This is a genomic window from Rhizobium brockwellii (assembly GCF_000769405.2).
GTDB classification, from domain to species: domain Bacteria; phylum Pseudomonadota; class Alphaproteobacteria; order Rhizobiales; family Rhizobiaceae; genus Rhizobium; species Rhizobium brockwellii.
In genome coordinates this window covers 4,485,184-4,510,000 of sequence record NZ_CP053439.1, presented here as the reverse complement: position 1 = coordinate 4,510,000, position 24,817 = coordinate 4,485,184, and the positions used below count along the sequence as shown (strand labels likewise).

Genomic DNA, 24,817 nt, shown 5'->3' with positions numbered 1-24,817 from the left:
TTGTCTCCGTGGTGATCTTCGACGAGTTCCACGAGCGTTCGCTGGATGCAGACTTCGGACTCGCGCTGGCGCTCGACGTCCAGTCGGCGCTGCGCGAGGATCTGCGCATCCTGGTGATGTCGGCGACCCTCGATGTCGAACGCGTGGCCGGCTTGCTCGACCATCCACCTGTTATCGAAAGCCTGGGACGCAGCTTTCCGATCGATATCCGCTACCAGGATCGGCCGGGCGGCGAGCGTATCGAGGATGCGGTGACGCGGGCGATACTCGATGCGCATGCCAATGAGACCGGCTCGATCCTCGCTTTCCTGCCCGGCCAGGCGGAAATCACCCGGACCGTGGAACGCTTGCAGGGGCGATTCGGAGCCGAGACGCTCATTGCGCCCCTTTACGGCAATCTCAGCCAGAAGGAGCAGGATGCAGCGATCCGGCCGGCATCCCTGGGGACGCGCAAGATCGTGCTTGCGACATCGATCGCCGAAACATCGATCACCATCGACGGTGTCAGGATCGTGATCGACAGCGGGCTGCAGCGCCTGCCGGTGTTCGAGGCGTCGACGGGCATCACGCGGCTGGAGACAGTGCGCGTATCGCGGGCTTCCGCCGATCAGCGGGCCGGCCGTGCCGGACGAACGGAGCCGGGTATCGCCATAAGGCTATGGCACCAGGGACAGACGGCAGCACTGCCGGCCTTCACACCACCGCAGATCCTTTCCAGCGATCTCTCAGGGCTGGTGCTCGATCTCGCGCATTGGGGCGTTCAGGATCCGGCATCGCTTGCCTTCGTCGATCAACCGCCGGAAACGACGCTGAGGGAGGCGCGGGTTCTGCTTGGCCAGCTCGGAGCGCTCGACAAGGACGGAGCGCTGACAGCGCGGGGTAAGGTTATGCGCGATCTCGCTTTGCCGCCGCGACTTGCCGCCATGGTCGTATTGGCGGGAGAAGCGGGACACGCTCGGGATGCGGCGATGATCGCCGTGCTTCTCACCGAACAGGGGCTTGGCGGAACGAGTATCGATATCGAGGAGCGGTTGCGACGCTTCAAGGCCGAGCGGGGCGAGAGAGCCGAGGCTTCAAGGCGGCTGGCAGGACGGCTGGCAAGTGGCCTCGACAGCGTTGCCGCAACGGCGCCGACGCTTGCAGGCCAACTGCTGCTGCATGCGTTCCCAGATCGAATTGCACTTCAGCGCGGCGGCCGCGGCCGATTCGTGATGGCGAACGGGCGCGGAGCGGAGCTGCCGGAAACCGAGAGGCTGGCCGGCAGCCAGATGCTGGTGATTGCCGACCTGACCGGACGGGCGGCGCAGGCGCGGGTTCTGGCGGCAGCCGAGGTGACACGCGGCGACATCGAAGCCGAGTTGCCCGGTGAGATCAAAACCGGCGACCAGATATTCTTCGACCGACAGAGCCGGCAAATCCGGGCGCGGCGGGCAACGCGGCTCGGCGCCATCGTCTTCGAAGAGATGCCGTTGCCGCGACCTTCCGGGCCAGCGGTCACCCAGGCACTGGTGGAGGCAGTGCGTGAGCTGGGGGTCGATCAGCTTGCCTTCTCGAAGGAGGCCGTGCAGCTTCGCGAGCGGATCGGATTTCTTCATCGGACGATCGGCGAGCCCTGGCCCGATGTCAGCGATAATGCCCTGCTTTCCCGGCTCGACGACTGGTTCGCACCCTTCCAGACGGAGGCCCGCGGCCTTTCGGAGATTTCCGCAGCCGGGCTTTCGAACGGACTGATGTCGCTGGTACCGCACGAATTGCAACGCGACCTTAGCCGGCTTGCGCCGACCCATTTCGAAGCGCCGACCGGCCAAAGGCATCCGATCCAGTATGAGGGCGAGGAGCCGGTGCTGACGATCCGCGTGCAGGAGCTGTTTGGGCTGAAGCAGCATCCAGCCATTGCCGGTGGCCGGCTGCCGCTGTTGCTCGAGCTCACCTCGCCGGCGCACCGGCCGATCCAGACGACACGCGACCTGCCGGGCTTCTGGGCCGGCTCGTGGAGGGATGTGCGTGCTGATATGCGCGGGCGCTATCCCCGGCATCCCTGGCCGGAGCGGCCAGAGGATGCGTTGCCGACGACACGGTCAAAACCGCGTGGTACATGAGGCCGTTCAAGGAGCCCTCGGCATGATCGACAAGCCTGGCATGATCGACAACAAGGAAGGCTATACGCTGGAGGACCGGCACAACAGCCGCAGGCTGCGCCTGCAGACATTGGTGCGGCTGCGCTGGCTTGCCGTCGGCGGACAGGCGCTGACGGTTTTCATCGTTGCCTTCTGGCTGAACTTTCCCTTGCCGCTGATTGCCAGCTCTTCGCTGATCGCCGCTCTTGCCTGGGTGAATTTCTACCTGACGATCCGTTATCCACCGACGCATCGGCTGGAGCCGCCAGCCGCCTTTGCGCTGCTCGGCTTCGACCTTTTGCAGCTCTGCGCGCTGCTGTTCATCACCGGCGGCCTTGCCAATCCTTTCGCAGCGCTCGTCTGCGTGCCCGTTATCATTTCCTTTGCCTCGCAGCCGATCCGCTACAGCACCGCGCTGATCGGCTTTGCGATGGTCTGCATCACGGTGCTGGCCTTTTCGCCCTTCCCGCTGCCCTGGTTCGACGGGGTCGAGATCAATGTGCACAACGTCATGCAGTTCGGTGTCTGGTGCTCGATCGCCTCGACGATGGCGTTTGCCGCCTTCTATGCCTATCGGGTCTCGATGGAAGCGAGCCAGCTTGCCGATGCGCTGGCTGCGACCGAACTGGTGCTGCAGCGGGAAAAGCATCTCTCGCAACTCGATGGGCTGGCGGCTGCGGCGGCCCATGAGCTCGGTACCCCGCTTGCGACGATCAGCGTCGTCGCCAAGGAAATGGAGCGGGAACTCAAGGATGACGATCGTTTCCGCGAGGACGTGATGCTGCTGCGCAGCCAGAGCGAACGCTGCCGCGACATCCTGCGGCGGCTGACGACGCTTTCCTCGGAAGGCGAGGCGCATATGCGCCGCCTGCCGCTTTCATCGATGATCGAGGAGATCGTCGCCCCGCACCGGGAATTCGGTATCGCCCTCGAGCTCATCGAAAAGAGCCCGCGCAAGGGTGAGCCGGTCACCGACCGCAATGCCGGCATCATGTACGGGCTCGGCAACCTAATCGAAAACGCCGTCGATTATGCGCGGGAGAAAGTGATCGTCACTGTCGAGCACGATCACGACAAAGTGCTGATCGTCATCGAGGACGATGGCAACGGTTATGCGCCCGATATTCTGACGCGGATCGGCGAGCCCTATGTGACCAAGCGGCAGAAAGAGGATACGGCGGGCGGGCTCGGGCTCGGGCTTTTCATCGCCAAGACGCTGCTGGAGCGCTCGGGCGCATCGCTGATTTTCGAGAACCGCGATCCGGAAAGTGCGGGCGCGCGTATCCGAATCGAATGGCCGCGCATGCTGATCGACGCAAATTCGACAAAATGACTTTGTCGGCATAAACAGGATATAGCGGTTGACGCAGATCGGGCGCTCAACCGCCGGGACCGAGACGATGACAGAACAGAATCATGACAATTTCGCCGCGTCGAACGAAGACCATATCGGTCCCGACGCCAGCCTGCTGATCGTCGACGACGACGGGCCGTTCCTGCGCCGCCTGGCACGGGCGATGGAGACGCGCGGTTTCCAAGTGGAGACGGCCGAGTCAGTTGCGGAGGGTGTTGCGAAATCGAGAGGCAGGCCGCCGAAATATGCGGTGGTCGACCTTCGGCTCGGCGACGGCAATGGGCTCGACGTCATCGAGGCTATCCGCCAGCGGCGCGACGACACCAGGATCATCGTGCTGACTGGCTACGGCAATATCGCAACGGCGGTCACGGCCGTGAAGCTCGGCGCCGTCGATTACCTGGCAAAGCCTGCGGATGCCGACGACGTGTTTTCGGCGCTGACGCAGCGGCCGGGCGAAAAGGCCGAGCTGCCCGAAAATCCGATGTCAGCCGACCGCGTGCGCTGGGAGCACATCCAGCGGGTCTATGAAATGTGCGAGCGCAATGTTTCCGAAACGGCGCGCCGGCTCAACATGCACCGGCGGACGCTGCAGCGTATCCTTGCCAAACGCGCGCCGAAATAGACCTGCGCATCGCGCGCTTATAATTAGACGTCGTCCACGGTGAACGGTTTTCCGCTCGCCCATTCGGCCATCATCAGCCTTTGTGCGGCAGCACGCGAGAAGTTGAGCGTGACGGATTTGCGCGTGGCCGGCGCCATGCGGTGTTCCGGCGCCTCGCGAATCATATGGGCGCCATAACCATCCGACAGGAACAGTCCGCATTCCTCGGGAAAGATCTCCAGCGGCACATCCTTGTGAGTCGCAAAGAATAGACGGTCGCAATGCAGCCTGTATTCCGGCCATTTCCGATCCACCCTGAAATCCTCGATAGACGTCTTGATTTCGATGATCCAGACCTCGCCCTTTTCCGAAAGAGTGATCAGATCGGCACGGCGGCCGCTGGCCAGCGGCAATTCGGGCAGCACGGCGTGGCGCATTTCATGCAGCAATATCTGCGTTCCGCGCCGTACCATCATGGCCCTGTCCGATTGCCGGCCATCGATTAACGGATTGTTATTGTAAACGCTCAAAATCGTCATGGATAACCATCAGAGGGGCTGGCGTGTTGTTGCAAAAAAACCATGCGCTTCTAATTTGCGCGGCAGACGGATTTGTCGCGCTGCAGTAGCCTTGCAAAGCGCAAGTTAATCGAAAATAAACCATAATCAACGATGGTCGAAAGACCATTCTCCTTGCCCCAAAACTTCAAGAGTCATCCATGCGCATCTGCAATGCATTCCCTGTATTTGGCCTGCTGGCGACGCTCGCTCTGGCCGGTTGCTCTACGACATCAGACAGCGCATCCGTCGACGACAAGGGCGCAGGCCCGACGGTACAGACAGCACAGATCTTCAACGACGCCTACGGCGTGACGAAGGATGCCGGATACTCCCTGCCGGCGATCCCGATCGACAGGGTCAAGCCGCAGTTCCGCCGCCAGGTCGTCAGCTACCAGACCACCGAGCGTCCCGGTACGATCATCGTCAACACGCGCGAACGCTTCCTCTATTACATCCTGGCCAACGGCAAGGCGATGCGCTACGGCATCGGCGTCGGCAAGCAGGGCTTCGCATGGGCCGGCACAGCCTACGTCGCCTGGAAGCAGGAATGGCCGAACTGGCACCCGCCAAAGGAAATGGCCGTCCGCCGGCCTGATCTCGCCAAGTACGTCGAAGACGGCATGGGCCCGGGCCTCACCAATCCGCTCGGCGCGCGCGCCATGTATCTCTTCAACGAGGACGGCAAGGACACGCTCTTCCGCCTGCACGGCACGCCGGAATGGGCCTCGATTGGCACCGCCGCTTCCTCGGGCTGCATTCGCCTGATGAACCAGGATGTCATCGACCTGTACAGCCGCGTCCGTCCCGGCAAGGGCACGTCCAAGGTCGTGGTCATTCAGTAAGCTAATTGCCGAATTCGGTATAAAAAAGGCCGCCGGACTGTCGTCCCGGCGGCTTTTTTGCATTCTCCGTCAAGCCTTCACGCGGCCTGTTTCGCCTTGAGCTCGAGGCGGCGGCGGTGAAGCACCGGCTCGGTGTATCCGTTCGGCTGTTCCCTACCCTTCAAGACGAGATCGAGGGCGGCCTGGAAGGCGATCGAATCATCGAAATTGCCGGCCATCGGCTGATAGGCGGGATCCGACGCATTCTGCCCGTCGACGACGGCCGCCATGCGTTTCATCGTCTCGACGATCTGAGCTTCGGTGACGACCTTGTGATAGAGCCAGTTCGCCATATGCTGGGCCGAAATGCGCAGCGTCGCGCGATCTTCCATCAGGCCGACATTGTTGATGTCGGGCACCTTCGAGCAGCCGACGCCCTGGTCAACCCAGCGCACGACGTAGCCGAGGATGCCCTGGGCATTGTTGTCGAGTTCGCGCTGGATTTCCTCCGGCGTCCAGTTCGGCCGCACCGCGACCGGCACGGAGAGAATGTCGGAGAGCTTGGCGCGGGCGCGATCCTTCAGTCCCTGCTGAACACGGGCGACATTGACCCGGTGATAATGGGTGGCGTGCAGGGTTGCGGCCGTCGGCGACGGCACCCAGGCGGTGTTGGCGCCGGCCTTCGGGTGGGCGATCTTCTGTTCGAGCATCGCCGCCATCAGATCCGGCATCGCCCACATGCCCTTGCCGATCTGGGCGTGGCCGGCAAGGCCGCATTCGAGGCCGATGTCGACGTTCCAGTTCTCATAGGCGGAAATCCACGCCGCCTGGCGCATGTCGCCCTTGCGAATCATCGGGCCGGCTTCCATCGACGTGTGGATCTCGTCGCCGGTGCGATCGAGGAAGCCGGTATTGATGAAGACGACGCGCTCACGGGCGGCACGGATGCATTCCTTGAGGTTGACGGTCGTGCGGCGCTCCTCGTCCATGATGCCCATCTTGATGGCATTGCGCGGCAGGCCAAGCGCATCTTCGACCCGCGAGAAGATTTCGACGGCGAAGGCCACCTCTTCCGGCCCATGCATCTTGGGTTTGACCACATACATGGAGCCGGTGCGGGAATTCTTCCGCCGGCCGGAGGGGCCGATATCGTAAAGCGCGATCAGGCCGGTGATCATAGCATCCATGATGCCTTCAGGCACTTCGTTGCCGTCGCGGTCGAGGATCGCCGGGTTGGTCATGAGGTGGCCGACATTGCGCACCAGCATCAGCGAGCGGCGGTGCACCTCGAAGGCGGCACCATCTGGGCCGGCATATTGCAGATCCGGGTTGAGCTTGCGGATGAAGCTCGTTCCGCCCTTTGCCACCTCTTCCTGCAGGTCGCCCTTCATCAGGCCGAGCCAGTTGCGATAGACGACGACCTTGTCCTCGGCATCGACAGCGGCAATCGAATCCTCGCAGTCCATGATCGTCGTAATTGCCGATTCCAGCCAGACATCGGAAATATAAGCCGGATCGGCTTTCCCGATCGTCGTCGCCGCATCGATGACGATTTCGATGTGAATGCCGTTATTCTTCAGGAGAATATGCGTCGGAGCGGCGGCGTCACCGCGATAGCCGGCAAAATGTTTGCCGTCCGTCAGCATTGCCTGCTCGCCATCGATCGATCTGACGACCAGCGCTCCATCCTTGACGGCGAAGCTTCCGACGTCCTTCCAGCGGCAGTCCTGCAGCGGCACTGATGTATCGAGGAAATCGCGCACCCAGGCGATGACCTTCTCGCCGCGTTTCGGATTGTAGCCCTTGCCCTTTTCGGCGCCGTCGCTCTCGGGAATCGCGTCCGTGCCGTAGAGCGCATCATAGAGCGAACCCCAGCGGGCATTGGCGGCGTTCAGGGCATAGCGGGCATTCATGACGGGAACGACGAGCTGCGGGCCGGCGATCGAGGCGATCTCCGGATCGACATTTTCGGTCGAAACCTGGAAGTCCGAACCCTCAGGCAGGAGATAGCCGATTTCGCGGAGGAAGGACTGGTAGTCGTCCATATCCGTGGGGGCGCCATGCCGGCGGTACCAGTCGTCGATCTTTACCTGCAGGTCGTCGCGTTTTGCCAACAGCGCACGATTTTTCGGGGCGAGATCGTGGACGATGGCCGAAAAATCGGCAAAGAACTTGTCCGCATCGACCGCCAGACCCGGCAGCACCTCCTTGACGAGGAAATCATGAAGGACGGTTTCGATGGCAAGACCGTTCTTATCAACGCGGCTCATGCGACATTCTCCCTGGCAACGACTTTGAATGCTGCCACTTTGCCCGGCTTTCATTCATAGTCAATTCTGCAACAATTCGAAAGATTTATGCCCTCGTGGAAATTATGCGCGGTGTCACGCGCATCGGCAGCCCGTTCTGCGGCTGCGTCGTCAGCTTCTGCACCGGCCAAGGGTTGGTCTGATCGGTGGAATCGAAACGATAACGATGCATCAGGACGGCAAGGGCGATCACCGCCTCCTGAAGTGCAAATGTTGCACCGATGCAGACGCGCGGACCGGCGCCGAAAGGCAGGAACTGGAAACGGCCGATAGAGCCGCGATTTTCCGGCAGGAAGCGTTCGGGCATATAGGCGCGCGGCCTGTCCCAGTAAAGTTCGTGGCGATGCAACGTCCAGGGCATGATCAGCACCGTGACACCGGCCTCGATCTCGACCCGCTCACCCTTGGGGCTTGTCCAGGAATCATCCGATATGGCGGCGCGATTGATTGACGGTGCCGGCGGATAGAGGCGCAAAGCCTCCTCGAAGGCTGCGCGCGTCTGCGGCATCATATCCAGCCATTCCACTGGTTCGGCCCCATTGGCGAGCACCGCGTCGATTTCTTCTTCCATCGCCTGGCGGATATGCGGGCTGTTCGAGACGCAATACAGCGTCCAGGCCAATGCCCGGGCTGTGGTCTCATGACCCGCGCCGATGAAGGTCAGAATATTGTCTTCGATCTCCTCCTTCGTCAGCCCCTCAGGGCCTGCCTGTTCGAGGAGCAGGGTCAGGAAATCCTCCGGCGCGCTGCTGCGGTCTGCCTTCATCTTTGCGAGCCGCATATCCATCGTGTTGCGCACGATAGCGCGGAATTTCTCCAGCACTTTCTGGCCGCCGATGCGTGTCACACGTGGAACCCAGGACGGAGCGCGCATCAGATCCATCGGATCGACGCGGCCCATGCGATGCAGGAGTTCATTGACATCATCGGCGAAATGGCCGCTCGAGGTGACGATTTCGCCGGAGAACAACGTGTCAGCCAGAATCGCGAAGGTCAGCTCGGTCATGTCGGTGCTGACATCGAAAATTGCGCCTGTCTTGCCTGCGCTCTCATATTTACGGGCATAGTCTTCGGACTGGCGCAGCATCTGCCCGGCGAAGCCTTGGGCATGACGAGGCGTGAAAACGGGCGCCACTGCCTTGCGCGATCTTTTCCAGACGGGACCTTCGGCGGTCAGAAGGCCGTCGCGGAGGATCGGACGCAGGACGAGCTGGCGCACATCCGACATGCGGTAGTTATTGGCATTGTCGACCAGCACATGCTTGATCAGGCCGGGATCGTTGACGATCAGCGTCCTCTGGCCAAAGAAACTGGTGCGGATCCAAGGCAGCGTGTAGGACGGCTCGCCCCAGAGTTCGAGCGGATTGCGCAGGATGATGCGGATGATTTCAAGCCGGCTCGGCGGCACGGTACGCGGCAGCGGTGCTGGCGGGACGAAGGGGTCCGGACGCATGTCCATCGTAAAAGCCTTTCGGGGAAGATCTACGCCTTCCCGGCAAGCTTGAAGCTAGAGCAGGCCCTTAAGTTCGTCCAGCTTGTCGTTGATCAGCCAGCCGTAATAATTCTCTTCCGGCCAAACCGTCGCACCGGCGCCGCGGTTCTTCGCAGCAAGGGCAGCGGCGCGCTGGCGCGAATTGCCGACATTATAGAGCGTCGCCGTCAGGCCGGGATTGCCCGAGATATCCATGCCGGCGATCTCCTTGTAATCGTCGATCGACCTGCGGATCGAGGCCGCGACGAAGGCGAGCGAGATATCGGGATCCATGATGGCCTTGTAGACGGCGCCGGCATTCTTCTCGTTCAGCTTCGGATAACCCGACACGCGGGTCACGAGATCGGAGAGCATCAGCGCCGTCAGCGGATTGACCTGGCCGAGGCCGAAGGTTTGACCGGCATAGAAGGGCTGGAAGAAGACTGCGCTGAAGCGGTTGTTGGGGAAGCTCGTACCACCCACCGTCTTGCCGCGGAAATCGGTTTCCCAGACATCTTCGCGGCAGGACCAGAGCGTGTAGGAATCGCTCTTGCTTTTGCATTCGGCAAATTGCGGCCGCGCCACGAATTCGTCGACGTTTTCGCCGTCATAGGCGAAGCGGAAGCTTTCTCCGGCATAGGAGGCAGCCTTGACATAATAGGCCTGCAGCCGGTCGTAGGCGTCGACATTATAGGTGTGTTCGCCGACGATCGCGCCGACGACATGGATGGGATTGATGCCGTAGGCGCTGGAGATCTTGCGGATCTTGCTCATCAGCTCGCGATCGGTCGCCAGAAGCTCATGAACCTTTTCGTATTTCAGATCGAAGCTGCTCTTGGTGCCCTTGGTGCGCCTGATGGAAGCGCCCGGAATATCGGGCTGCTCGGCGTGACGATTGCCGGCCGGCACCGTCTGCATTGCGAAGGCAGGCGCCGAATTCACCAGGGCAACGGCAATCATAAGGCTTGTCAAAAGGCGTCGCACGATCCGTTATCCCGTCCGTTCCATCGTCCTGTTTGCGATGCGGCTGCCTGGACCAGAATCTTGGCCGAATAAAGCCGAGCAGAAAACAAAACGGGCCTTCACTACAGCGCCGCGCGTCTTTTCAGACGCGCAAAGGACGCTGTAGAACTTTGAATTGCTGCATAATTTTATCCCTAAATCGATCCCGATTTAGGGAATTATGCAGTAGAAAGTAAAAGGCCCGTTGTCGAGAGTGGCGTTCGTCACAATCCGTCATTCATACCGGGAAAGACATGAAGCGGTGCGCCGATATCACAGAATGAAGCGCGACAGGTCGGTATTCTGTGCGAGATCGCCGACATGTTCGCGGACATAGGCGGCATCGATCGTCACGGCCGTCCCGCCCCGATCCGGCGCGTTGTAGGAAATATCGTCGAGGACCCGCTCCATCACCGTCTGCAGCCGGCGTGCGCCAATATTCTCGACGGAGGAGTTCAGATGCACGGCGACATCGGCAAGCGCGTCGATCGCGTCCTCGGTGAATTCGAGGCTCAGGCTCTCGGTTTCCATCAGCGCGCGGTACTGGCGGATGAGGCTCGCTTCCGTCTCGGTCAAGATTCTACGGAAATCCTCCTTGTTCAGCGGACGCAATTCGACACGGATCGGCAGGCGGCCCTGCAGTTCCGGCAGAAGATCCGATGGCTTGGAGACATGGAAGGCGCCAGAGGCGATGAAGAGGATATGGTCCGTCTTGACCGGCCCGTATTTGGTCGAGACCGTCGTGCCTTCGACGAGCGGCAGGAGATCGCGCTGGACGCCTTCGCGAGAAACGCCGGCACCCATGCCGCCATCGCGGGCTGCAATCTTGTCGATTTCGTCAAGGAAGACGATGCCGTCATTCTCGGTGGAGCGAACGGCCTCGCGCTGGATCACTTCGTTGTCGATTAGCTTGTCGGATTCGTCGCGGATCAGGTCACTATAGGAGGCCTTGACTGTGGTGCGGACTTTTTTGGTGCGCCCGCCCATCGCCTTGCCGAACATTTCCGAAAGGTTCAGCACGCCGATATTGGCGCCCGGCATGCCGGGAATTTCGAAGCCACCCATGCCGGAACCGGCATCGGCCACCTCGATATCGATTTCCTTATCGTCAAGGTCGCCGTCCCGGAGCTTCTTGCGGAAGTTTTCGCGCGTGGCAGGCGATGCTGTCGTGCCGACCAGCGCATCGAGAACACGCTCCTCGGCACTCACATGCGCCTTGGCCTGCACTTCGGCCCGCTTCTTCTCGCGCACCAGGCCGATGCCGACCTCGACGAGGTCACGGATGATCTGTTCGACATCACGGCCGACATAGCCGACTTCGGTGAACTTGGTGGCTTCCACCTTGATGAAGGGTGCGCCGGCAAGTTTTGCCAGGCGGCGAGAGATCTCCGTCTTGCCGACGCCGGTCGGGCCGATCATCAGAATATTCTTGGGCATGACTTCATCGCGCAGGCTCGGGTCGAGCTGCTGGCGGCGCCAGCGATTGCGTAGCGCAATCGCAACGGCGCGCTTGGCATCATGCTGGCCGATGATATAGCGATCGAGCTCGGAAACGATCTCGCGGGGGGAAAAAGTGGTCATTGCGTCTCATTCTCCTGGCGGTCCAGGGCCATCAACAGCGCCCGGCCGTAATTAGTCGTTGTTTCGCCAAGTCCTTGAAAGCCCGCCTTGGTATAGGCTCTGATTGCGAATGCATTGTCAGGATGCGGATCGACGAGGATGCGCTGCGCGCCCTTTGCAAAGAGCATATTGCAGAACCCTACCATAAAGGCCGGTCCGTGACCCTTGCCCGCGAGTTCCTCGATGCCGATAAACTGGTCGATGCCGCAGGTGCCCTTGGGCTGACCGGCGAGCGCTTCATCGTCCACGTCGTCGAGATCGGCCGCCTGGATAAAGGCGAAGTCCTTTCCGTCAAGCGTGACGATGAAGCACGAGACGGAGGCCGCATCGATATGCTTTTCCATCGAAGCCAGCGCCTTGGCCGGATCGCTCCACCAGCGCCTGACATGCCGGCTTTCCAGCCATTGGGCGAGAAGCGGCAGGTCAGTCGCGGCAAGCGGCCGGAAGGCATAGGGTTCAGCCTTCGGCATCCAGCGATTCCACCACGACATTATGGTTCGTGTAGACGCAGATGTCGGCGGCGATATCGAGGGCGCGGCGGGCGATCTCCTCGGCCGATTTGTCGGTATCCATGAGTGCGAGGGCGGCCGCGAGGGCAAAATTGCCGCCGGAACCGATCGCCGTCGTGCCATGCTCCGGCTCCAGAACGTCACCATTGCCGGTGATCGCCAGCGTGATCGACTTGTCGGCGACGAGCATCATGGCTTCGAGATTGCGCAGGTATTTGTCGGTGCGCCAGTCCTTGGCGAGCTCGACAGCGGCGCGCATCAGCTGACCGGGATATTGCTCCAGCTTCTTTTCGAGCCTTTCGAGCAAGGTGAAGGCATCGGCGGTGGCGCCGGCAAAACCGGCGATGACTTCGCCCTTGCCGATGCGGCGCACCTTGCGGGCATTGCCTTTCATGACGGTCTGGCCGAGGCTCACCTGGCCGTCGCCCGCCATCACCACCTTGCCGCCTTTTCGAACTGTAATGATTGTTGTCATAAAACACCTGTCTGCCGGGCCGCATACCGGCCCTGTTGAGCCCTATGTAAGTTGGCCGGAGCGGATTGCAAATGGGCCGGCTTTTCTCTTCCCCGGCTTCTGGATATTTCCCGATGCGCCTGATAAGGAACGGCCTTATTCCCGATGGAGGGCCATATGGCCGAGACCGCAGCAAGCCGCACGGGCAGCGTTTCCCGCAAGACCAACGAAACCTCGATTTCCGTTTCCGTCAATCTCGACGGCACCGGCAAATCGACGATCTCGACGGGCGTCGGCTTCTTCGACCATATGCTCGACCAGCTTTCGCGACATTCCCTCTTCGACATGGAGATCGATGCCAAGGGCGACCTGCATATCGACGACCATCATACGGTCGAAGATACCGGCATCGCCATCGGCCAGGCGATCTCCAAGGCACTCGGCGACCGGCGCGGCATCACCCGCTACGCTTCGATCGATCTCGCCATGGACGAGACGATGACCAAGGCTGCGGTCGATCTTTCCGGCCGGCCGTTCCTCGTCTGGAATGTCGCCTTCAGCGCTCCGAAGATCGGCACTTTCGATACCGAGCTCGTTCGCGAGTTCTTCCATGCGCTCGCCCAGAATGCCGGCATCACCTTGCATATTCTCAACCATTATGGCGCCAACAATCACCATATTGCAGAGACATGCTTCAAGGCCGTTGCCCGCGCGTTGCGCACGGCGACAGAGATCGATCGGAGACAGGCGGGCCGTGTTCCCTCGACCAAGGGCACGCTCGTCTGAGCCCTTCAAGGGAGCGGCGGCAATGACATCCAGCTATATCTTTCTGACACCGCCCGGCGGCACGAGCGCCACGGCCGATGAGACGCGAACCATCCGCGATGGCTTCACGCTGCTCGGCTTCCTGTTTCCATGGGTTTGGCTGCTGGCCCATCGGCTTTGGCTGCATGCGGCCGCCGCCTTTCTGCTACAGGGGATTGGCGGTGCGCTGATGGACGAACCGGGCCTCGGGCCGGCGGGGGCGGCAATCCTGCTGGGCGTGAATATTCTGGTCGGTCTCGAGGGCCAGAATTTCCGTGTCCGCAACCTTGCTGCCAAGGGCTGGAACGAAGACGCGCTCATTGCCGCCGATACGATCGGCGTTGCTGAGCAGATCTATTTCTCGGACAGGGCGGCCATCGCAGCTAGTGACGACGCCGCGGCACCGGACTGGCAGAACAAAGCCGGTCCGAACAGCCCGCACGGCCATGCAACATCGCTTGGTCTCTTTGGTTTTGATGGAGGACGCTGACGATGCGCGTCGCGATTATCGACTATGGCTCCGGTAACCTGCGCTCGGCGACCAAGGCTTTCGAGCGTGCCGCCCGCGAAGCTGGCATCGATGCCCATATCGATCTCACCGACAGGGCGGAGGATGTTGCCGCGGCCGATCGTATCGTGCTTCCCGGTGTCGGCGCCTATGCCGATTGCCGGCGCGGCCTCGATGCCGTGCCTGGGATGGCTGAGGTGCTGATCGAAGCTGTCGAGAAGAAGGCGCGGCCGTTCCTCGGCATCTGCGTCGGCATGCAGCTCATGTCCTCGCGCGGTCTCGAGAAGACCGTGACGCACGGTTTCGGCTGGATTCCCGGCAATGTCGTCGAGATGACGCCGGATGATCCGACACTCAAGATCCCGCAGATCGGCTGGAACACGCTCGACCTGAAGCGCGAACATCCGCTCTTCGAAGGAATTCCGACGGGGTCGCACGGGCTGCATGCCTATTTCGTGCATTCCTACCATCTTGCCGCCGAAAACGCCGAGGATGTTATTGCGACGACCGACTATGGCGGTCCGATGACCGCTTTCGTCGGGCGCGACAACATGGTCGGAGCACAGTTTCACCCGGAAAAGAGTCAGAAGCTCGGCCTGGCCCTGATCGCCAATTTCCTGCGCTGGAACCCGTAGAGCATTGTTCACCCAATTCCGGAGACAAAACCGCTACACAGTTTTGCTGGAATTGCTCCAAGGGCTGGCCTTTAATACAGCCGCCGTATTTCCTCTGTATGGAAACGGCGGAACAGGAGTGAGCTCGATGCCGGCTTCACGGAAATCAGCCAAGGTGTTCTACACGTTGCGGCCCTCCAGGGAAGGCTTGCCACCCTTTTCTGATATCAAGCTTCCCGGCGGCACGATCATCCGCCGTGTCGACGAAGCCATCCACAGGAAGGCGCTTTCCAATGCAGCCAAGGCGCTGAAAGAAAGGCTGGACCGATGATCCATGACTCTTTCCCCGCAAACGACGGTTCGAGCCGGCGGCAAAACGGGGTCAGCGCCGGCGACATCGCCGAGGCCGTGCTGGAATTCTATATCGATGGCGAGGACGATCTGATCGGCCTGCTCGCCTACGCACTCTACGAGCGGCAAAAGCGCGATTTCGTTCTCAGCCATCGCAAGCGGAACGCCGGGCGTTCGCCCGATGAGGCTGAGCTTGCCGCCGTCAATAGCAACTATCTCTCGACCGACCTGCGCAATACGCTGCGCGACCGCGCCTCGCAGATCCTTTCGAGTTATGCCGAAACCTATGTCGAGGCGATGGAGCCGCAGATCCGGCTGACCGCCGTCAACAGCGATGCCCTGCGCCAGGTGCGAAACATCGAGAAATCGATCAAGAGGCGCCTGGGCTTCTGGCGTCAGGTCCGGGCCGGTTTTGCCGTCACGCTGCTGCTCCTTCTGCTTTTCGGCGCGGCTACCATTGCCGCTGTCTTTTTCCGCTCGGATATCGTAGATGCGTGGAATGCGCTGATGGTACCGACCACTTTACGGACGTAAGACGAGATGATCCTTTTTCCCGCGATCGACCTGAAAGGCGGCCAATGCGTCCGCCTGAAGCTCGGCGACATGCAACAGGCAACGGTCTACAACACCGACCCGGCCGCCCAGGCGCGATCCTTCGAAGACCAGGGTTTCGAATGGCTGCATGTGGTCGATCTAGACGGCGCCTTTGCGGGACATTCGGCCAATGGCGATGCCGTCGAAACGATCCTCAAGGCAACTGACAATCCGGTGCAGCTCGGCGGCGGCATTCGCACGCTCGATCATATCGAGGCCTGGCTGTCGCGCGGGCTGCGGCGCGTCATTCTCGGCACCGTCGCGGTCAGAAATCCGGCGCTGGTCATCGAGGCCTGCCGGAAATTTCCCGGCCATGTCGCCGTCGGCATCGATGCCAAGGGCGGCAAGGTGGCCGTCGAGGGTTGGGCGGAGGCCTCCGAACTCGGTATCATCGAGCTCGCCAGAAAATTCGAGGGCGCCGGCGTCGCCGCGATCATCTACACCGATATCGACCGTGACGGCATCCTGGCCGGCATCAACTGGACGTCGACGCTGGAACTTGCCGACGCGGTTTCCATTCCCGTCATCGCCTCGGGCGGCCTTGCCTCTCTCGACGATATCCGCCGCATGCTGGAGCCCGATGCTCGGAAGCTGGAAGGGGCGATTTCAGGCCGTGCGCTTTATGACGGCCGTATCGATCCCAAGGAAGCGCTGGCGCTGATCCAGGCGGCCCGGACCAAGGAGACCGCATAAATGACCCTCAAGGCCCGTGTCATTCCCTGCCTCGACGTCAAGGACGGCCGCGTCGTCAAGGGTGTCAACTTCCTCAATCTCGTCGATGCCGGCGATCCCGTCGAAGCCGCGAAGGCCTATGATGCGGCCGGCGCCGACGAACTCTGCTTCCTCGACATCACCGCTTCCTCGGACAATCGCGAGACGATCTTCGATGTCGTGTCGCGCACGGCAGACCAATGCTTCATGCCGCTGACGGTCGGCGGCGGGGTGCGTACCATCGCCGATATCCGCAAGCTGCTGCTGTGCGGTGCCGACAAGGTCTCGATCAATTCGGCGGCCGTCAGCAATCCCGACTTTGTCACTGAGGCGGCCGACAAGTTCGGCGACCAGTGCATCGTCGTCTCGATCGACGCCAAGCGCCGGCGCACCCAGGCGGTCGGCGGCGACAATCTCAGCGCCTGGGAAATCTATACGCATGGTGGCCGCAACGCGACCGGCATCGATGCCGTCGAATTTGCCCAGAAAATGGTGGCGCGCGGCGCCGGCGAGCTCTTGGTCACCTCGATGGACCGCGACGGCACCAAGGTCGGCTACGATCTGGAGCTGACGCGGGCGATCGCCGATGCGGTGCGTGTGCCGGTCATCGCGTCCGGCGGCGTCGGCGATCTCGACGATCTCGTCGCCGGGGTGAAGGAGGGGCATGCGAATGCCGTCCTCGCCGCGTCGATCTTCCACTTCGGAACCTATTCCGTCAGCGAGGCGAAGCACTATATGTCGAAGTGCGGCATCGACATGCGTCTCGACTGAACCTTGAAAGCAGACCCATGAGCGGATTTTCCCTTTCCGATCTCGAGAGCATCGTCGAAGAACGATCGAAAGCCTCGCCGGAGCAATCCTGGACAGCCAAGCTCGTGGCTGCCGGCCAGCCGAAAGCGGCAAAGAAGCTCGGCGAAGAGGCGATCGAAGCCGTGATGGCGGCGGTGACCGGCGACCGCGACAACCTGACCTACGAGGCCGCCGATGTGCTCTATCACCTATTGGTCGTATTGAAGATTGCTGAAATACCGTTAGAGAATGTCATGGCCGAGCTCGAGCGCAGAACCGCGCAGTCCGGCCTCAAGGAAAAGGCCAGCCGGCAGAGTTCATGAGTATCGCGACTGAGATTATCGGGGTGCCGGAAACATTGGATCACTTCCAGTCGGAATCCTATTCGCCCTACCACTTCTTCTCTTCCGAACAATGGGCGAAATTCCGCGCCGATACGCCGTTGACGCTGACGAGCGACGAGGTCAAACGGCTGCGTTCGATGGGCGATCCCATTGATCTCGACGAGGTCCGGCGCATCTATCTGTCGCTGTCGCGACTGCTTTCGGCACATGTCGAATCCTCGCAGATGCTGTTTGAACAGCGCAACCGCTTCCTCAGCCTGTCCGATGTGACGAAGACGCCCTTCGTCATCGGCATCGCCGGCTCGGTCGCGGTGGGAAAATCGACCACCGCCCGTATCCTCAAGGAGCTCCTGGGCCGTTGGCCTTCCAGCCCGAAGGTCGATCTCGTCACCACCGACGGCTTCCTCCATCCGAACGCCGTACTGCAGCGGGAAAAGCTGATGCAGCGCAAGGGCTTTCCGGAAAGCTACGACACGGCTGCGATCCTGCGCTTCCTCTCGGCGATCAAGGCCGGGCGGCCGGATGTGAAGGCGCCCAGCTATTCACACCTCGTCTACGACGTGCTGCCGGACGAATACAAGATCGTCGACCGGCCCGACATCCTTATCTTCGAAGGCATCAACGTGCTGCAGTCGCGCGACTTGCCTGCGGGCGGCAGGATCGTGCCGATGGTCTCCGACTTCTTCGACTTCTCGATCTATATCGATGCCGCGGAAGACGAGATCCACAACTGGTATGTCACGCGCTTCATGCGGCTGCGCGAGACCGCCTTCCGCGATCCGAATTCCTATTTCCATCGCTATGCGTCGATCAGCGACGCGGAAGCGCTCGAAATCGCCGAGGATCTTTGGGCAAACATCAACCTGAAGAACTTGCGCCAGAACATTCTGCCGACTCGTCCGCGCGCCGATCTCATTCTGAAAAAGGGCAAGGATCACCTGATCGAACAGGTCGCGCTGCGAAAACTATAGCGACGCCTATATTTTAGGGATTGACGCGGCGGAGCGTCAGATTGATGCGGCCGCCATTCTTCAGCAGCGTCGGCGTCGCCGGATGGATGCGGTCGACGCCATGGAAACAAAGCCTCCCCTCGCCACCCAGCACGACCAGGTCACCGCTCGAAAGCTTGAAAGATAGCGTGCGATCATTGCGGCTGAGGCCGCCGACGCGAAAGAGGCAGCTGTTGCCGAGCGAGATCGAGACGACCGGGGCTTTGAGATCCTGTTCGTCCTTGTCCTGATGCAAGCCCATGCGCGCTTCGTCGGAGTAGAAATTGACGAGGCAGGCTTCCGGCGGCCTGTCGTAACCTGAAACATCATTCCAGATATCGAGCAATTGCTGCGGCATATCAGGCCAAGGGCGGCCGGTTGCCGGGTGCGTCGGCTGGTAGCGATAGCCGCGCTCTTTGTCCGTCACCCAGCCGAGCGGCCCGCAATTGGTCATGCGCACGGACATCGGCTTGCCGGTGCCGGGCATGGCGGGCATATAAAGCGGCGCTTCGGCGACGACGGCACGGATCACCTCGACCAATGCCTCCTGACGCGCTCGGTCGAGGTAACCGGGGAGATGGCGGATGCCGCTCAAGAGTTCCGGCATATCATTCACCGCTGCCGCCGGGGCGGCCGCGCATTTTCTTGACTTCCGAGCGACCGGACTTTTCCTTCAGGCGGCGTTCGACCGAACCCTTGGTCGGCCTGGTCTTCTTGCGCGGCGGCGGCGGCGGCTTGGCGGCCTCGAGGATCAGTTCCTTCAGCCGGTCACGCGCATCCTCGCGGTTGCGGTCCTGGCTGCGAAACCGGCTCGCTTCGATCATCAGCACGCCGTCCTTCGATAGACGCCGGCCGGCGAGCTTGGTCGCATTGGCCTTGACCCGATCGTTGAGCGAGGGCGAATTCGGAATGTTGAAGAACAGCTGGACGGCCGTCGAGACCTTGTTGACGTTCTGCCCGCCAGGGCCGCCTGCCAGAACGAATTGTTCCGTCAGCTCCCATCCGGCGATGGTGATCCTGTCATCGATATAGAGCGCGTCGCTGGCCATGCGGCGTTCTATCTCACATCGGCGGCGAATTGAAAATATCGGCTGTGACATGGAAAACCCGGCGATCTTGCGATGCCGGGTTTCACGTGAGTCAGAGGTTTGATCTGCTTATTCGGCAGCGACCTTTACGCCGGGGGCCGCATCACGGACGCCGCCGTCGACGTGATCCTCGAATTTGGCGAAATTCGCGATGAACATCGAGACCAGCTTTTCGGCCTGGGCGTCATAGGCTGTCTTGTCGGCCCAGGTCGAACGCGGATCGAGAATGCCGCCGTCGACGCCATTGACCGCGACAGGCACGGCGAAGCCGAAGTTCGGATCCGCACGGAATTCGACATTGCCGAGTTCGCCAGCCAAGGCGGCAGCAAGAAGCGCGCGCGTCGCCTTGATCGGCATGCGCTTGCCGGTGCCGTAAGCGCCGCCAGTCCAGCCGGTATTGACAAGCCAGCATTCGACGCCGTGGCGGCCGATCAGCTCCTTGAGCAGATTGCCGTATTCAGCCGGATGCCGCGGCATGAAAGGTGCACCGAAGCAGGTGGAAAAGGTCGCCTCAGGCTCGACGACACCCTTTTCGGTGCCGGCCACTTTGGCAGTGTAGCCGGAGAGGAAGTGATACATCGCCTGGTCGGGCGTCAGCCGGGCGATCGGCGGCATCACGCCGAAGGCGTCGGCAGTCAGCATGATGATCGTCTTCGGATGGCCGGCGATACCGGTTTCCGATGCGTTCGGGATGAAATCCATCGGGTAGGCGCAACGGGTATTCTCGGTCAGCGATCCATCATTGAAATCCGGCTCGCGGGCTTCGTTCAGAACGACGTTTTCGAGGACGGTGCCGAAGCGCTGCGTCGTCGCGTAGATCTCCGGCTCGGCTTCGGCCGAGAGGCGGATGGTCTTGGCGTAGCAGCCGCCTTCGAAGTTGAAGATACCGTTTTCGCTCCAGCCGTGTTCGTCATCGCCGATCAGCGTCCTGGCCGGATCGGCCGAAAGCGTCGTCTTGCCGGTGCCGGAAAGGCCGAAGAAGACCGCCGCGTCACCGTCCGGGCCGACATTGGCCGAGCAGTGCATCGGCATCACGCCCTTGGCCGGCAGCAGGTAGTTGAGCACGGTGAAGACCGATTTCTTCATTTCGCCGGCATAGGAGGTGCCGCCGATGAGGACGATACCGTTGGTGAGATCGCAGGCGATCACCGTTTCCGAACGGCAGCCGTGGCGGGCCGGATCGGCCTTGAAGCTCGGCAGATCGATGATCGTCAGCTTCGGCACGAATGTGGAAAGCGTTGCGGCTTCGGGACGGATCAGCAGATTGCGGATGAACAGCGAGTGCCAGGCGAATTCGGTCACAACGCGCGTCGGCAGAGCATGGCCTTCCTCGGCGCCGCCGACGAGATCCTGGACGAAAAGCTCCTTGCCCGCGGCATGCGCCAGCATATCGTCGCGCAGCACGGCGAAATGCTCCGGCGAGATCGGCTTGTTGTTGTCCCACCAGATTTCGCCATCGGTATTGATATCGCGAACGACGAACTTGTCGCGCGGCGAACGGCCCGTGTGCTGGCCGGTAATAGCCCGCAATGCGCCTTGAGCGGTCAGTTCGGCTTCGCCCCGGCGGATCGCTTCTTCATAGAGCGCGGCGGCGGAAAAGTTGTAGCGAACGCTGGCTGCGCCGCCCAATCCAACCGTTGCCAGCTCTATTGCCGGGTTATGAACTCCGAACATTTCCATGGCTAGTTCCCTTCGCTCAGGCTCGTTGCCGTTAAAACTGAACGTGAAAATACGGGCAGAAATTTTAAAACACAAGATGGAAAACTGGGAAAAATGCAGTGATATCAAACAATTAATCGATTTAAATTTATTGCCACAATTTTAAATCGTTTGAATCGACCGCGTTTAAACACTTTGACGTGCTACTTAAAATTGCTGACAAATTTTACGGCAATCTTCCCCTTTATCTTTGCCACAATTTGTTCCACCTTTATCCTCCATAAGCGCATCCGGTCACTGAGACCGCCTGGGGAGAGCAAATCCGGGAGATTGCGCACTGATGACGGAGACCAACACCATGCCGACAATCGCGCTCGTTGATGACGACCGCAACATCCTCACCTCGGTGTCGATCGCACTTGAGGCTGAAGGATATAAGGTCGAGACGTATACGGACGGTGCCTCGGCGCTCGACGGCCTGCTGGCGCGACCGCCGCAGCTGGCGATCTTCGACATCAAGATGCCGCGTATGGACGGCATGGAACTGCTGCGCCGCCTGCGGCAGAAGTCGGACATTCCTGTCATCTTCCTCACCTCCAAGGATGAGGAGATCGATGAACTCTTCGGCCTGAAGATGGGCGCCGACGATTTCATCACCAAACCGTTTTCGCAGCGTCTGCTGGTGGAGCGCGTGCGCGCCGTCCTGCGCCGCGCGTCAAGCCGCGAAGCCGCCGCCGCCGGCACCAGCCCCACCGGCGCGCCGAAGACCGGCGCAGTGCAGCAGGCCCGCTCGCTGGAGCGCGGGCAGCTGGTCATGGACCAGGAACGCCATACCTGCACCTGGAAAGGCGAGGCCGTGACGCTGACGGTGACCGAATTCCTGATCCTGCATTCGCTGGCGCAGCGCCCCGGCGTTGTCAAAAGCCGCGACGCGCTGATGGACGCAGCCTATGACGAACAGGTCTATGTCGACGACCGGACCATCGACAGCCACATCAAGCGGCTGCGCAAGAAATTCAAGATGGTCGACAACGACTTTGATATGATTGAAACACTCTACGGAGTGGGATACCGCTTCCGCGAAGCAGCCTGAGCCCCGAGCGGCGCAGCGCGCTCCTGCATAATTTCCTAAATCGGCATCGATTTAAGGATTAAATTATGCAGCAGTTCAAAATGTCACAGCGTCCTTTGCGCGTCTGAAAAGACGCGCGGCGCTGTCGGAAATATTGAGGGCTGCGGGCCGGTCCATCCGGCCCCGCCCTTCGAAAGGGCCTGTCATTGGCACAGTTGGTGCAGGAAAGGGATCTGGACGATGCGGAGGGCGTGAGCACCCGTCGCGTTCGAGGCCGCCGTTGGTCGCATCCCTTCACCCTGATCCGCCGCATCTTCGGCAATGCCGTCTTTTCGAGCCTGACGCGGCGCATCCTGTTCTTCAATCTGGTCGCACTGGTGGTGCTCGTCGGCGGCATCCTCTATCTCAACCAGTTTCGCGAGGGGTTGATCGACGCCCGCGCCGAAAGCCTGTTGACGCAGGGTGAAATCATCGCCGGCGCCGTTTCGGCCTCGGCGTCGGTCGATACCAACTCGATTACCATCGATCCGCAGAAGCTGCTCGAGCTGCAGGCCGGCCAGAGCATCACCCCGGTGCCGAACGACGAGGACCTTGAATTCCCGATCGATCCCGAAAAGGTCGCGCCGGTCCTGCGCCGGCTGATCTCTCCGACGCGCACGCGCGCCCGCATCTTCGATGCCGATGCCAACCTGCTGCTCGATTCGCGCCATCTCTATTCGCGCGGCCAGGTGCTGCGCTTCGACCTGCCGCCGGTGGAGGAAGAGAAACAGACCTGGAGCGAGTGGTTCGCCACCCTGTTCAACAAGGCGCTGCAGCCCGGCAATCTGCCGCTCTATAAGGAAGCGCCGGGCGGCGACGGCTCGATCTATCCCGAAGTGATGAACGCGCTCACCGGCGTGCGCGGCGCAGTCGTGCGCACCACTGAAAAAGGTGAACTCATCGTTTCCGTCGCCGTGCCGATCCAGCGCTTCCGCGCCGTGCTCGGCGTGCTGTTGTTGTCGACGCAGGCGGGCGACATCGACAATATCGTCCATGCCGAGCGACTTGCCATCATGCGCGTCTTCGGCGTGGCGACACTCGTCAACGTGCTGCTTTCACTGGTGCTGTCATCGACCATCGCCAATCCGCTGCGCCGTCTTTCGGCGGCGGCCATCCGCGTCCGCCGTGGCGCCAAGACGCGCGAAGAGATCCCCGATTTCTCTGCCCGTCAGGATGAAATCGGTAACCTTTCCATCGCATTGCGCGAGATGACGACGGCGCTCTACGACCGCATCGATGCGATCGAGAGTTTCGCGGCCGATGTCAGCCACGAGCTGAAGAACCCACTGACCTCGCTGCGCAGCGCCGTCGAAACGCTGCCGCTTGCCAAATCCGACGATTCCAAGAAGCGGCTGATGGACGTCATCCAGCACGATGTCCGCCGCCTCGACCGGCTGATCAGCGATATTTCCGACGCCTCCCGTCTCGACGCCGAACTCGCACGCGTCGATGCCGGCTCCGTCGATATGGAGGTGCTGCTGCGCGACCTCATCGAGGTTTCGCGCCAGGTGAGGAGCACCAAGAAGCAGGTGGAAATCGAATATGCGATCGAACGCAAGCCGAACGTCAAGACACGCTTCGTCGTCAACGGCCACGATCTACGCATCGGCCAGATCATCGCCAACCTGATCGAGAATGCCCGCTCGTTCGTGCCGGAAAAGGGCGGCAAGATTGTCGTGCGGCTGGTGCGGACACGCTCGCGCTGCGTCACCACGATCGAAGACAACGGCCCCGGCATCCAGGCGGAAAATATCGACCGCATCTTCGAGCGCTTCTATACGGACCGGCCGGAGGCGGAAGGTTTCGGCCAGAATTCGGGGCTCGGCCTTTCGATCAGCCGGCAGATAGCCGAAGCGCATGGCGGTTCCCTGAGAGCCGAAAACATCATCGATGCCGAGAGCGGGCATGTGCTCGGCGCGCGCTTCATCCTCTCTTTGCCAGTCGGCGCCGCAGCATGACCGAAGCAGCCTTCAACATCCATGCCACGGCGATCGTCGTCGGTAAGACGGGGCTGCTGTTCAGCGGCCCCTCCGGCTGGGGCAAATCGATGCTGGCCTTCACCTGCATGACCGAGGCGCGCCGCCTCGGACTGTTCACGGCGCTGGTCGCCGACGACCAGGTTCTTCTCTCAGCAGAGGCCGGCGCGGTGATTGCCACGTGCCCGCCGTCGATCACCGGGCTGATCGAGCTTCGCGGCACCGGCATCGTTCATCAGGACCATATTCCCAGGGCGACCATGCATTATGCCGTGCTTCCAGGCAGCGCTACGGGTGAAAACCGGGTGCCTCCCGAGAGCGAAATGGTGAGCCTTGCCGCCGATTTTTCGCTTCCCGCATTGCGGTTGCTCACAGGCGTCTGCTCACCCCTTGCGATCCTGATGGCAAAAGTGCCGGATATCGGGCGCTGAGGTCTTCCGGATTGGTCAATCTGCCTT

At 61.3% G+C, this 24,817-nt stretch carries 26 protein-coding genes (1 of these 26 cut by a window edge); 16 read left to right on the top strand and 10 right to left on the bottom strand.

Annotated elements, in window-relative coordinates:
* From hrpB to RLCC275e_RS22010, 3 genes are all read left to right on the top strand, one after another.
* A protein-coding gene (gene hrpB, locus RLCC275e_RS22020) for an ATP-dependent helicase HrpB (protein WP_033182073.1) crosses the window boundary here: on the top strand, positions 1-2,099 show its 3' portion. 367 nt of this gene lie to the left of the window's left edge; the window shows 2,099 of its 2,466 coding nt (coding positions 368-2,466); its start codon lies off the left edge, out of view; it ends in the stop codon at positions 2,097-2,099.
* A 22-nt stretch (positions 2,100-2,121) separates the two neighbouring features.
* On the top strand, positions 2,122-3,450 hold the full coding sequence (locus RLCC275e_RS22015) for an ActS/PrrB/RegB family redox-sensitive histidine kinase (RefSeq protein WP_033182072.1): 1,329 nt from the start codon (positions 2,122-2,124) through the stop codon (positions 3,448-3,450).
* Between the two features lie 67 nt (positions 3,451-3,517).
* Positions 3,518-4,096 (top strand): ActR/PrrA/RegA family redox response regulator transcription factor, encoded by a 579-nt coding sequence (locus RLCC275e_RS22010; protein WP_033182135.1) that lies wholly within the window; start codon positions 3,518-3,520, stop codon positions 4,094-4,096.
* Between the two features lie 23 nt (positions 4,097-4,119).
* Here RLCC275e_RS22010 and RLCC275e_RS22005 read toward each other — a convergent pair whose 3' ends face one another.
* A complete protein-coding gene (locus RLCC275e_RS22005) occupies positions 4,120-4,614 on the bottom strand; it encodes an MmcB family DNA repair protein (protein WP_027682292.1) in 495 nt (164 codons plus the stop codon).
* A 179-nt stretch (positions 4,615-4,793) separates the two neighbouring features.
* Here RLCC275e_RS22005 and RLCC275e_RS22000 point away from each other — a divergent pair, with 179 nt between their 5' ends.
* A complete protein-coding gene (locus RLCC275e_RS22000; protein ID WP_012759588.1) occupies positions 4,794-5,477 on the top strand; it encodes a L,D-transpeptidase in 684 nt (227 codons plus the stop codon).
* Positions 5,478-5,554: 77 nt separating this feature from the next.
* Here the strand turns inward: RLCC275e_RS22000 and RLCC275e_RS21995 are convergent, their stop codons facing one another.
* From RLCC275e_RS21995 to hslV, 6 genes are all read right to left on the bottom strand, one after another.
* On the bottom strand, positions 5,555-7,726 hold the full coding sequence (locus RLCC275e_RS21995) for a malate synthase G (protein WP_033182071.1): 2,172 nt from the start codon (positions 7,724-7,726) through the stop codon (positions 5,555-5,557).
* An 85-nt stretch (positions 7,727-7,811) separates the two neighbouring features.
* Positions 7,812-9,224: a cytochrome P450 gene (locus tag RLCC275e_RS21990; protein WP_033182070.1), complete on the bottom strand. Its 1,413-nt coding sequence runs from the start codon at positions 9,222-9,224 to the stop codon at positions 7,812-7,814.
* A 48-nt stretch (positions 9,225-9,272) separates the two neighbouring features.
* Positions 9,273-10,220 (bottom strand): DUF1402 family protein, encoded by a 948-nt coding sequence (locus RLCC275e_RS21985; protein ID WP_033182069.1) that lies wholly within the window; start codon positions 10,218-10,220, stop codon positions 9,273-9,275.
* A gap of 291 nt (positions 10,221-10,511) precedes the next feature.
* Positions 10,512-11,819, bottom strand: a complete 1,308-nt coding sequence (hslU, locus tag RLCC275e_RS21980) for an ATP-dependent protease ATPase subunit HslU (protein ID WP_018481385.1) — start codon at positions 11,817-11,819, stop codon at positions 10,512-10,514.
* The gene (locus RLCC275e_RS21975) at positions 11,816-12,328 is read right to left on the bottom strand and encodes a GNAT family N-acetyltransferase (protein WP_033182068.1); all 513 of its coding nucleotides are present in this window, start codon (positions 12,326-12,328) and stop codon (positions 11,816-11,818) included. The genes hslU and RLCC275e_RS21975 overlap by 4 nt, the downstream gene beginning before the upstream one ends.
* Complete coding sequence (hslV, locus tag RLCC275e_RS21970; protein ID WP_012759582.1) at positions 12,315-12,842, bottom strand: ATP-dependent protease subunit HslV; 528 nt, start codon at positions 12,840-12,842, stop codon at positions 12,315-12,317. The genes RLCC275e_RS21975 and hslV overlap by 14 nt, the downstream gene beginning before the upstream one ends.
* 156 nt (positions 12,843-12,998) lie before the next feature.
* Between hslV and hisB the strand changes: the two genes are divergently transcribed.
* The 9 genes from hisB to coaA all read left to right on the top strand — a co-directional run bounded on the left by hisB (position 12,999) and on the right by coaA (position 18,507).
* Entirely contained in the window at positions 12,999-13,607 is a 609-nt protein-coding gene (gene hisB / locus RLCC275e_RS21965) for an imidazoleglycerol-phosphate dehydratase HisB (RefSeq protein ID WP_033182067.1), read from the top strand.
* Between the two features lie 22 nt (positions 13,608-13,629).
* Positions 13,630-14,115 (top strand): DUF2628 domain-containing protein, encoded by a 486-nt coding sequence (locus RLCC275e_RS21960; RefSeq protein ID WP_033182066.1) that lies wholly within the window; start codon positions 13,630-13,632, stop codon positions 14,113-14,115.
* A gap of 2 nt (positions 14,116-14,117) precedes the next feature.
* Positions 14,118-14,768: an imidazole glycerol phosphate synthase subunit HisH gene (hisH, locus tag RLCC275e_RS21955; protein ID WP_033182065.1), complete on the top strand. Its 651-nt coding sequence runs from the start codon at positions 14,118-14,120 to the stop codon at positions 14,766-14,768.
* A 127-nt stretch (positions 14,769-14,895) separates the two neighbouring features.
* Positions 14,896-15,078: a hypothetical protein gene (locus RLCC275e_RS21950; protein ID WP_033182064.1), complete on the top strand. Its 183-nt coding sequence runs from the start codon at positions 14,896-14,898 to the stop codon at positions 15,076-15,078.
* Positions 15,075-15,632: a hypothetical protein gene (locus tag RLCC275e_RS21945; RefSeq protein WP_033182063.1), complete on the top strand. Its 558-nt coding sequence runs from the start codon at positions 15,075-15,077 to the stop codon at positions 15,630-15,632. The genes RLCC275e_RS21950 and RLCC275e_RS21945 overlap by 4 nt, the downstream gene beginning before the upstream one ends.
* A gap of 6 nt (positions 15,633-15,638) precedes the next feature.
* On the top strand, positions 15,639-16,385 hold the full coding sequence (gene hisA, locus RLCC275e_RS21940; protein WP_033182062.1) for a 1-(5-phosphoribosyl)-5-[(5-phosphoribosylamino)methylideneamino]imidazole-4-carboxamide isomerase: 747 nt from the start codon (positions 15,639-15,641) through the stop codon (positions 16,383-16,385).
* Entirely contained in the window at positions 16,386-17,174 is a 789-nt protein-coding gene (gene hisF / locus RLCC275e_RS21935; protein ID WP_011649867.1) for an imidazole glycerol phosphate synthase subunit HisF, read from the top strand. It abuts the gene before it with no gap.
* Between the two features lie 17 nt (positions 17,175-17,191).
* Positions 17,192-17,515 carry a phosphoribosyl-ATP diphosphatase gene (locus tag RLCC275e_RS21930; RefSeq protein ID WP_017995608.1) on the top strand — a complete coding sequence of 108 codons (324 nt, stop codon included), beginning with the start codon at positions 17,192-17,194 and terminating at the stop codon, positions 17,513-17,515.
* On the top strand, positions 17,512-18,507 hold the full coding sequence (coaA, locus tag RLCC275e_RS21925) for a type I pantothenate kinase (RefSeq protein WP_033182061.1): 996 nt from the start codon (positions 17,512-17,514) through the stop codon (positions 18,505-18,507). The genes RLCC275e_RS21930 and coaA overlap by 4 nt, the downstream gene beginning before the upstream one ends.
* Positions 18,508-18,520: 13 nt before the next feature.
* On the opposite strand, the gene RLCC275e_RS21920 is transcribed toward coaA, so the two are convergent.
* The 3 genes from RLCC275e_RS21920 to RLCC275e_RS21910 all read right to left on the bottom strand — a co-directional run bounded on the left by RLCC275e_RS21920 (position 18,521) and on the right by RLCC275e_RS21910 (position 21,293).
* A complete protein-coding gene (locus RLCC275e_RS21920; protein ID WP_033182060.1) occupies positions 18,521-19,132 on the bottom strand; it encodes an alpha-ketoglutarate-dependent dioxygenase AlkB family protein in 612 nt (203 codons plus the stop codon).
* A 1-nt stretch (position 19,133) separates the two neighbouring features.
* Positions 19,134-19,574: an alternative ribosome rescue aminoacyl-tRNA hydrolase ArfB gene (arfB, locus tag RLCC275e_RS21915; RefSeq protein WP_033182059.1), complete on the bottom strand. Its 441-nt coding sequence runs from the start codon at positions 19,572-19,574 to the stop codon at positions 19,134-19,136.
* A 108-nt stretch (positions 19,575-19,682) separates the two neighbouring features.
* The gene (locus tag RLCC275e_RS21910) at positions 19,683-21,293 is read right to left on the bottom strand and encodes a phosphoenolpyruvate carboxykinase (protein ID WP_033182058.1); all 1,611 of its coding nucleotides are present in this window, start codon (positions 21,291-21,293) and stop codon (positions 19,683-19,685) included.
* 337 nt (positions 21,294-21,630) lie between these two features.
* Between RLCC275e_RS21910 and RLCC275e_RS21905 the strand changes: the two genes are divergently transcribed.
* From RLCC275e_RS21905 to RLCC275e_RS21895, 3 genes are all read left to right on the top strand, one after another.
* Positions 21,631-22,365: a response regulator transcription factor gene (locus RLCC275e_RS21905; RefSeq protein WP_197725694.1), complete on the top strand. Its 735-nt coding sequence runs from the start codon at positions 21,631-21,633 to the stop codon at positions 22,363-22,365.
* 185 nt (positions 22,366-22,550) lie between these two features.
* Positions 22,551-24,341 (top strand): sensor histidine kinase, encoded by a 1,791-nt coding sequence (locus RLCC275e_RS21900; protein WP_033182057.1) that lies wholly within the window; start codon positions 22,551-22,553, stop codon positions 24,339-24,341.
* On the top strand, positions 24,338-24,790 hold the full coding sequence (locus RLCC275e_RS21895) for an HPr kinase/phosphorylase (protein WP_033182056.1): 453 nt from the start codon (positions 24,338-24,340) through the stop codon (positions 24,788-24,790). The genes RLCC275e_RS21900 and RLCC275e_RS21895 overlap by 4 nt, the downstream gene beginning before the upstream one ends.
* Positions 24,791-24,817: the final 27 nt, after the last annotated feature.

Excerpts from the sequence above, each read along its gene's own strand:
- RLCC275e_RS22015 (WP_033182072.1), top strand. The coding sequence starts at position 2,122 with ATGATCGACAAGCCTGGCATGATCGACAACAAGGAAGGCTATACGCTG.
- RLCC275e_RS22010 (WP_033182135.1), top strand. The coding sequence starts at position 3,518 with ATGACAGAACAGAATCATGACAATTTCGCCGCGTCGAACGAAGACCAT.
- RLCC275e_RS22005 (WP_027682292.1), bottom strand. The coding sequence starts at position 4,614 with ATGACGATTTTGAGCGTTTACAATAACAATCCGTTAATCGATGGCCGG.
- RLCC275e_RS22000 (WP_012759588.1), top strand. The coding sequence starts at position 4,794 with ATGCGCATCTGCAATGCATTCCCTGTATTTGGCCTGCTGGCGACGCTC.
- RLCC275e_RS21995 (WP_033182071.1), bottom strand. The coding sequence starts at position 7,726 with ATGAGCCGCGTTGATAAGAACGGTCTTGCCATCGAAACCGTCCTTCAT.
- RLCC275e_RS21990 (WP_033182070.1), bottom strand. The coding sequence starts at position 9,224 with ATGGACATGCGTCCGGACCCCTTCGTCCCGCCAGCACCGCTGCCGCGT.
- hslU (WP_018481385.1), bottom strand. The coding sequence starts at position 11,819 with ATGACCACTTTTTCCCCCCGCGAGATCGTTTCCGAGCTCGATCGCTAT.
- RLCC275e_RS21975 (WP_033182068.1), bottom strand. The coding sequence starts at position 12,328 with ATGCCGAAGGCTGAACCCTATGCCTTCCGGCCGCTTGCCGCGACTGAC.
- hslV (WP_012759582.1), bottom strand. The coding sequence starts at position 12,842 with ATGACAACAATCATTACAGTTCGAAAAGGCGGCAAGGTGGTGATGGCG.
- hisB (WP_033182067.1), top strand. The coding sequence starts at position 12,999 with ATGGCCGAGACCGCAGCAAGCCGCACGGGCAGCGTTTCCCGCAAGACC.
- RLCC275e_RS21960 (WP_033182066.1), top strand. The coding sequence starts at position 13,630 with ATGACATCCAGCTATATCTTTCTGACACCGCCCGGCGGCACGAGCGCC.
- hisH (WP_033182065.1), top strand. The coding sequence starts at position 14,118 with ATGCGCGTCGCGATTATCGACTATGGCTCCGGTAACCTGCGCTCGGCG.
- RLCC275e_RS21950 (WP_033182064.1), top strand. The coding sequence starts at position 14,896 with ATGCCGGCTTCACGGAAATCAGCCAAGGTGTTCTACACGTTGCGGCCC.
- RLCC275e_RS21945 (WP_033182063.1), top strand. The coding sequence starts at position 15,075 with ATGATCCATGACTCTTTCCCCGCAAACGACGGTTCGAGCCGGCGGCAA.
- hisA (WP_033182062.1), top strand. The coding sequence starts at position 15,639 with ATGATCCTTTTTCCCGCGATCGACCTGAAAGGCGGCCAATGCGTCCGC.
- hisF (WP_011649867.1), top strand. The coding sequence starts at position 16,386 with ATGACCCTCAAGGCCCGTGTCATTCCCTGCCTCGACGTCAAGGACGGC.
- RLCC275e_RS21930 (WP_017995608.1), top strand. The coding sequence starts at position 17,192 with ATGAGCGGATTTTCCCTTTCCGATCTCGAGAGCATCGTCGAAGAACGA.
- coaA (WP_033182061.1), top strand. The coding sequence starts at position 17,512 with ATGAGTATCGCGACTGAGATTATCGGGGTGCCGGAAACATTGGATCAC.
- RLCC275e_RS21920 (WP_033182060.1), bottom strand. The coding sequence starts at position 19,132 with ATGCCGGAACTCTTGAGCGGCATCCGCCATCTCCCCGGTTACCTCGAC.
- arfB (WP_033182059.1), bottom strand. The coding sequence starts at position 19,574 with ATGGCCAGCGACGCGCTCTATATCGATGACAGGATCACCATCGCCGGA.
- RLCC275e_RS21910 (WP_033182058.1), bottom strand. The coding sequence starts at position 21,293 with ATGGAAATGTTCGGAGTTCATAACCCGGCAATAGAGCTGGCAACGGTT.
- RLCC275e_RS21905 (WP_197725694.1), top strand. The coding sequence starts at position 21,631 with ATGCCGACAATCGCGCTCGTTGATGACGACCGCAACATCCTCACCTCG.
- RLCC275e_RS21895 (WP_033182056.1), top strand. The coding sequence starts at position 24,338 with ATGACCGAAGCAGCCTTCAACATCCATGCCACGGCGATCGTCGTCGGT.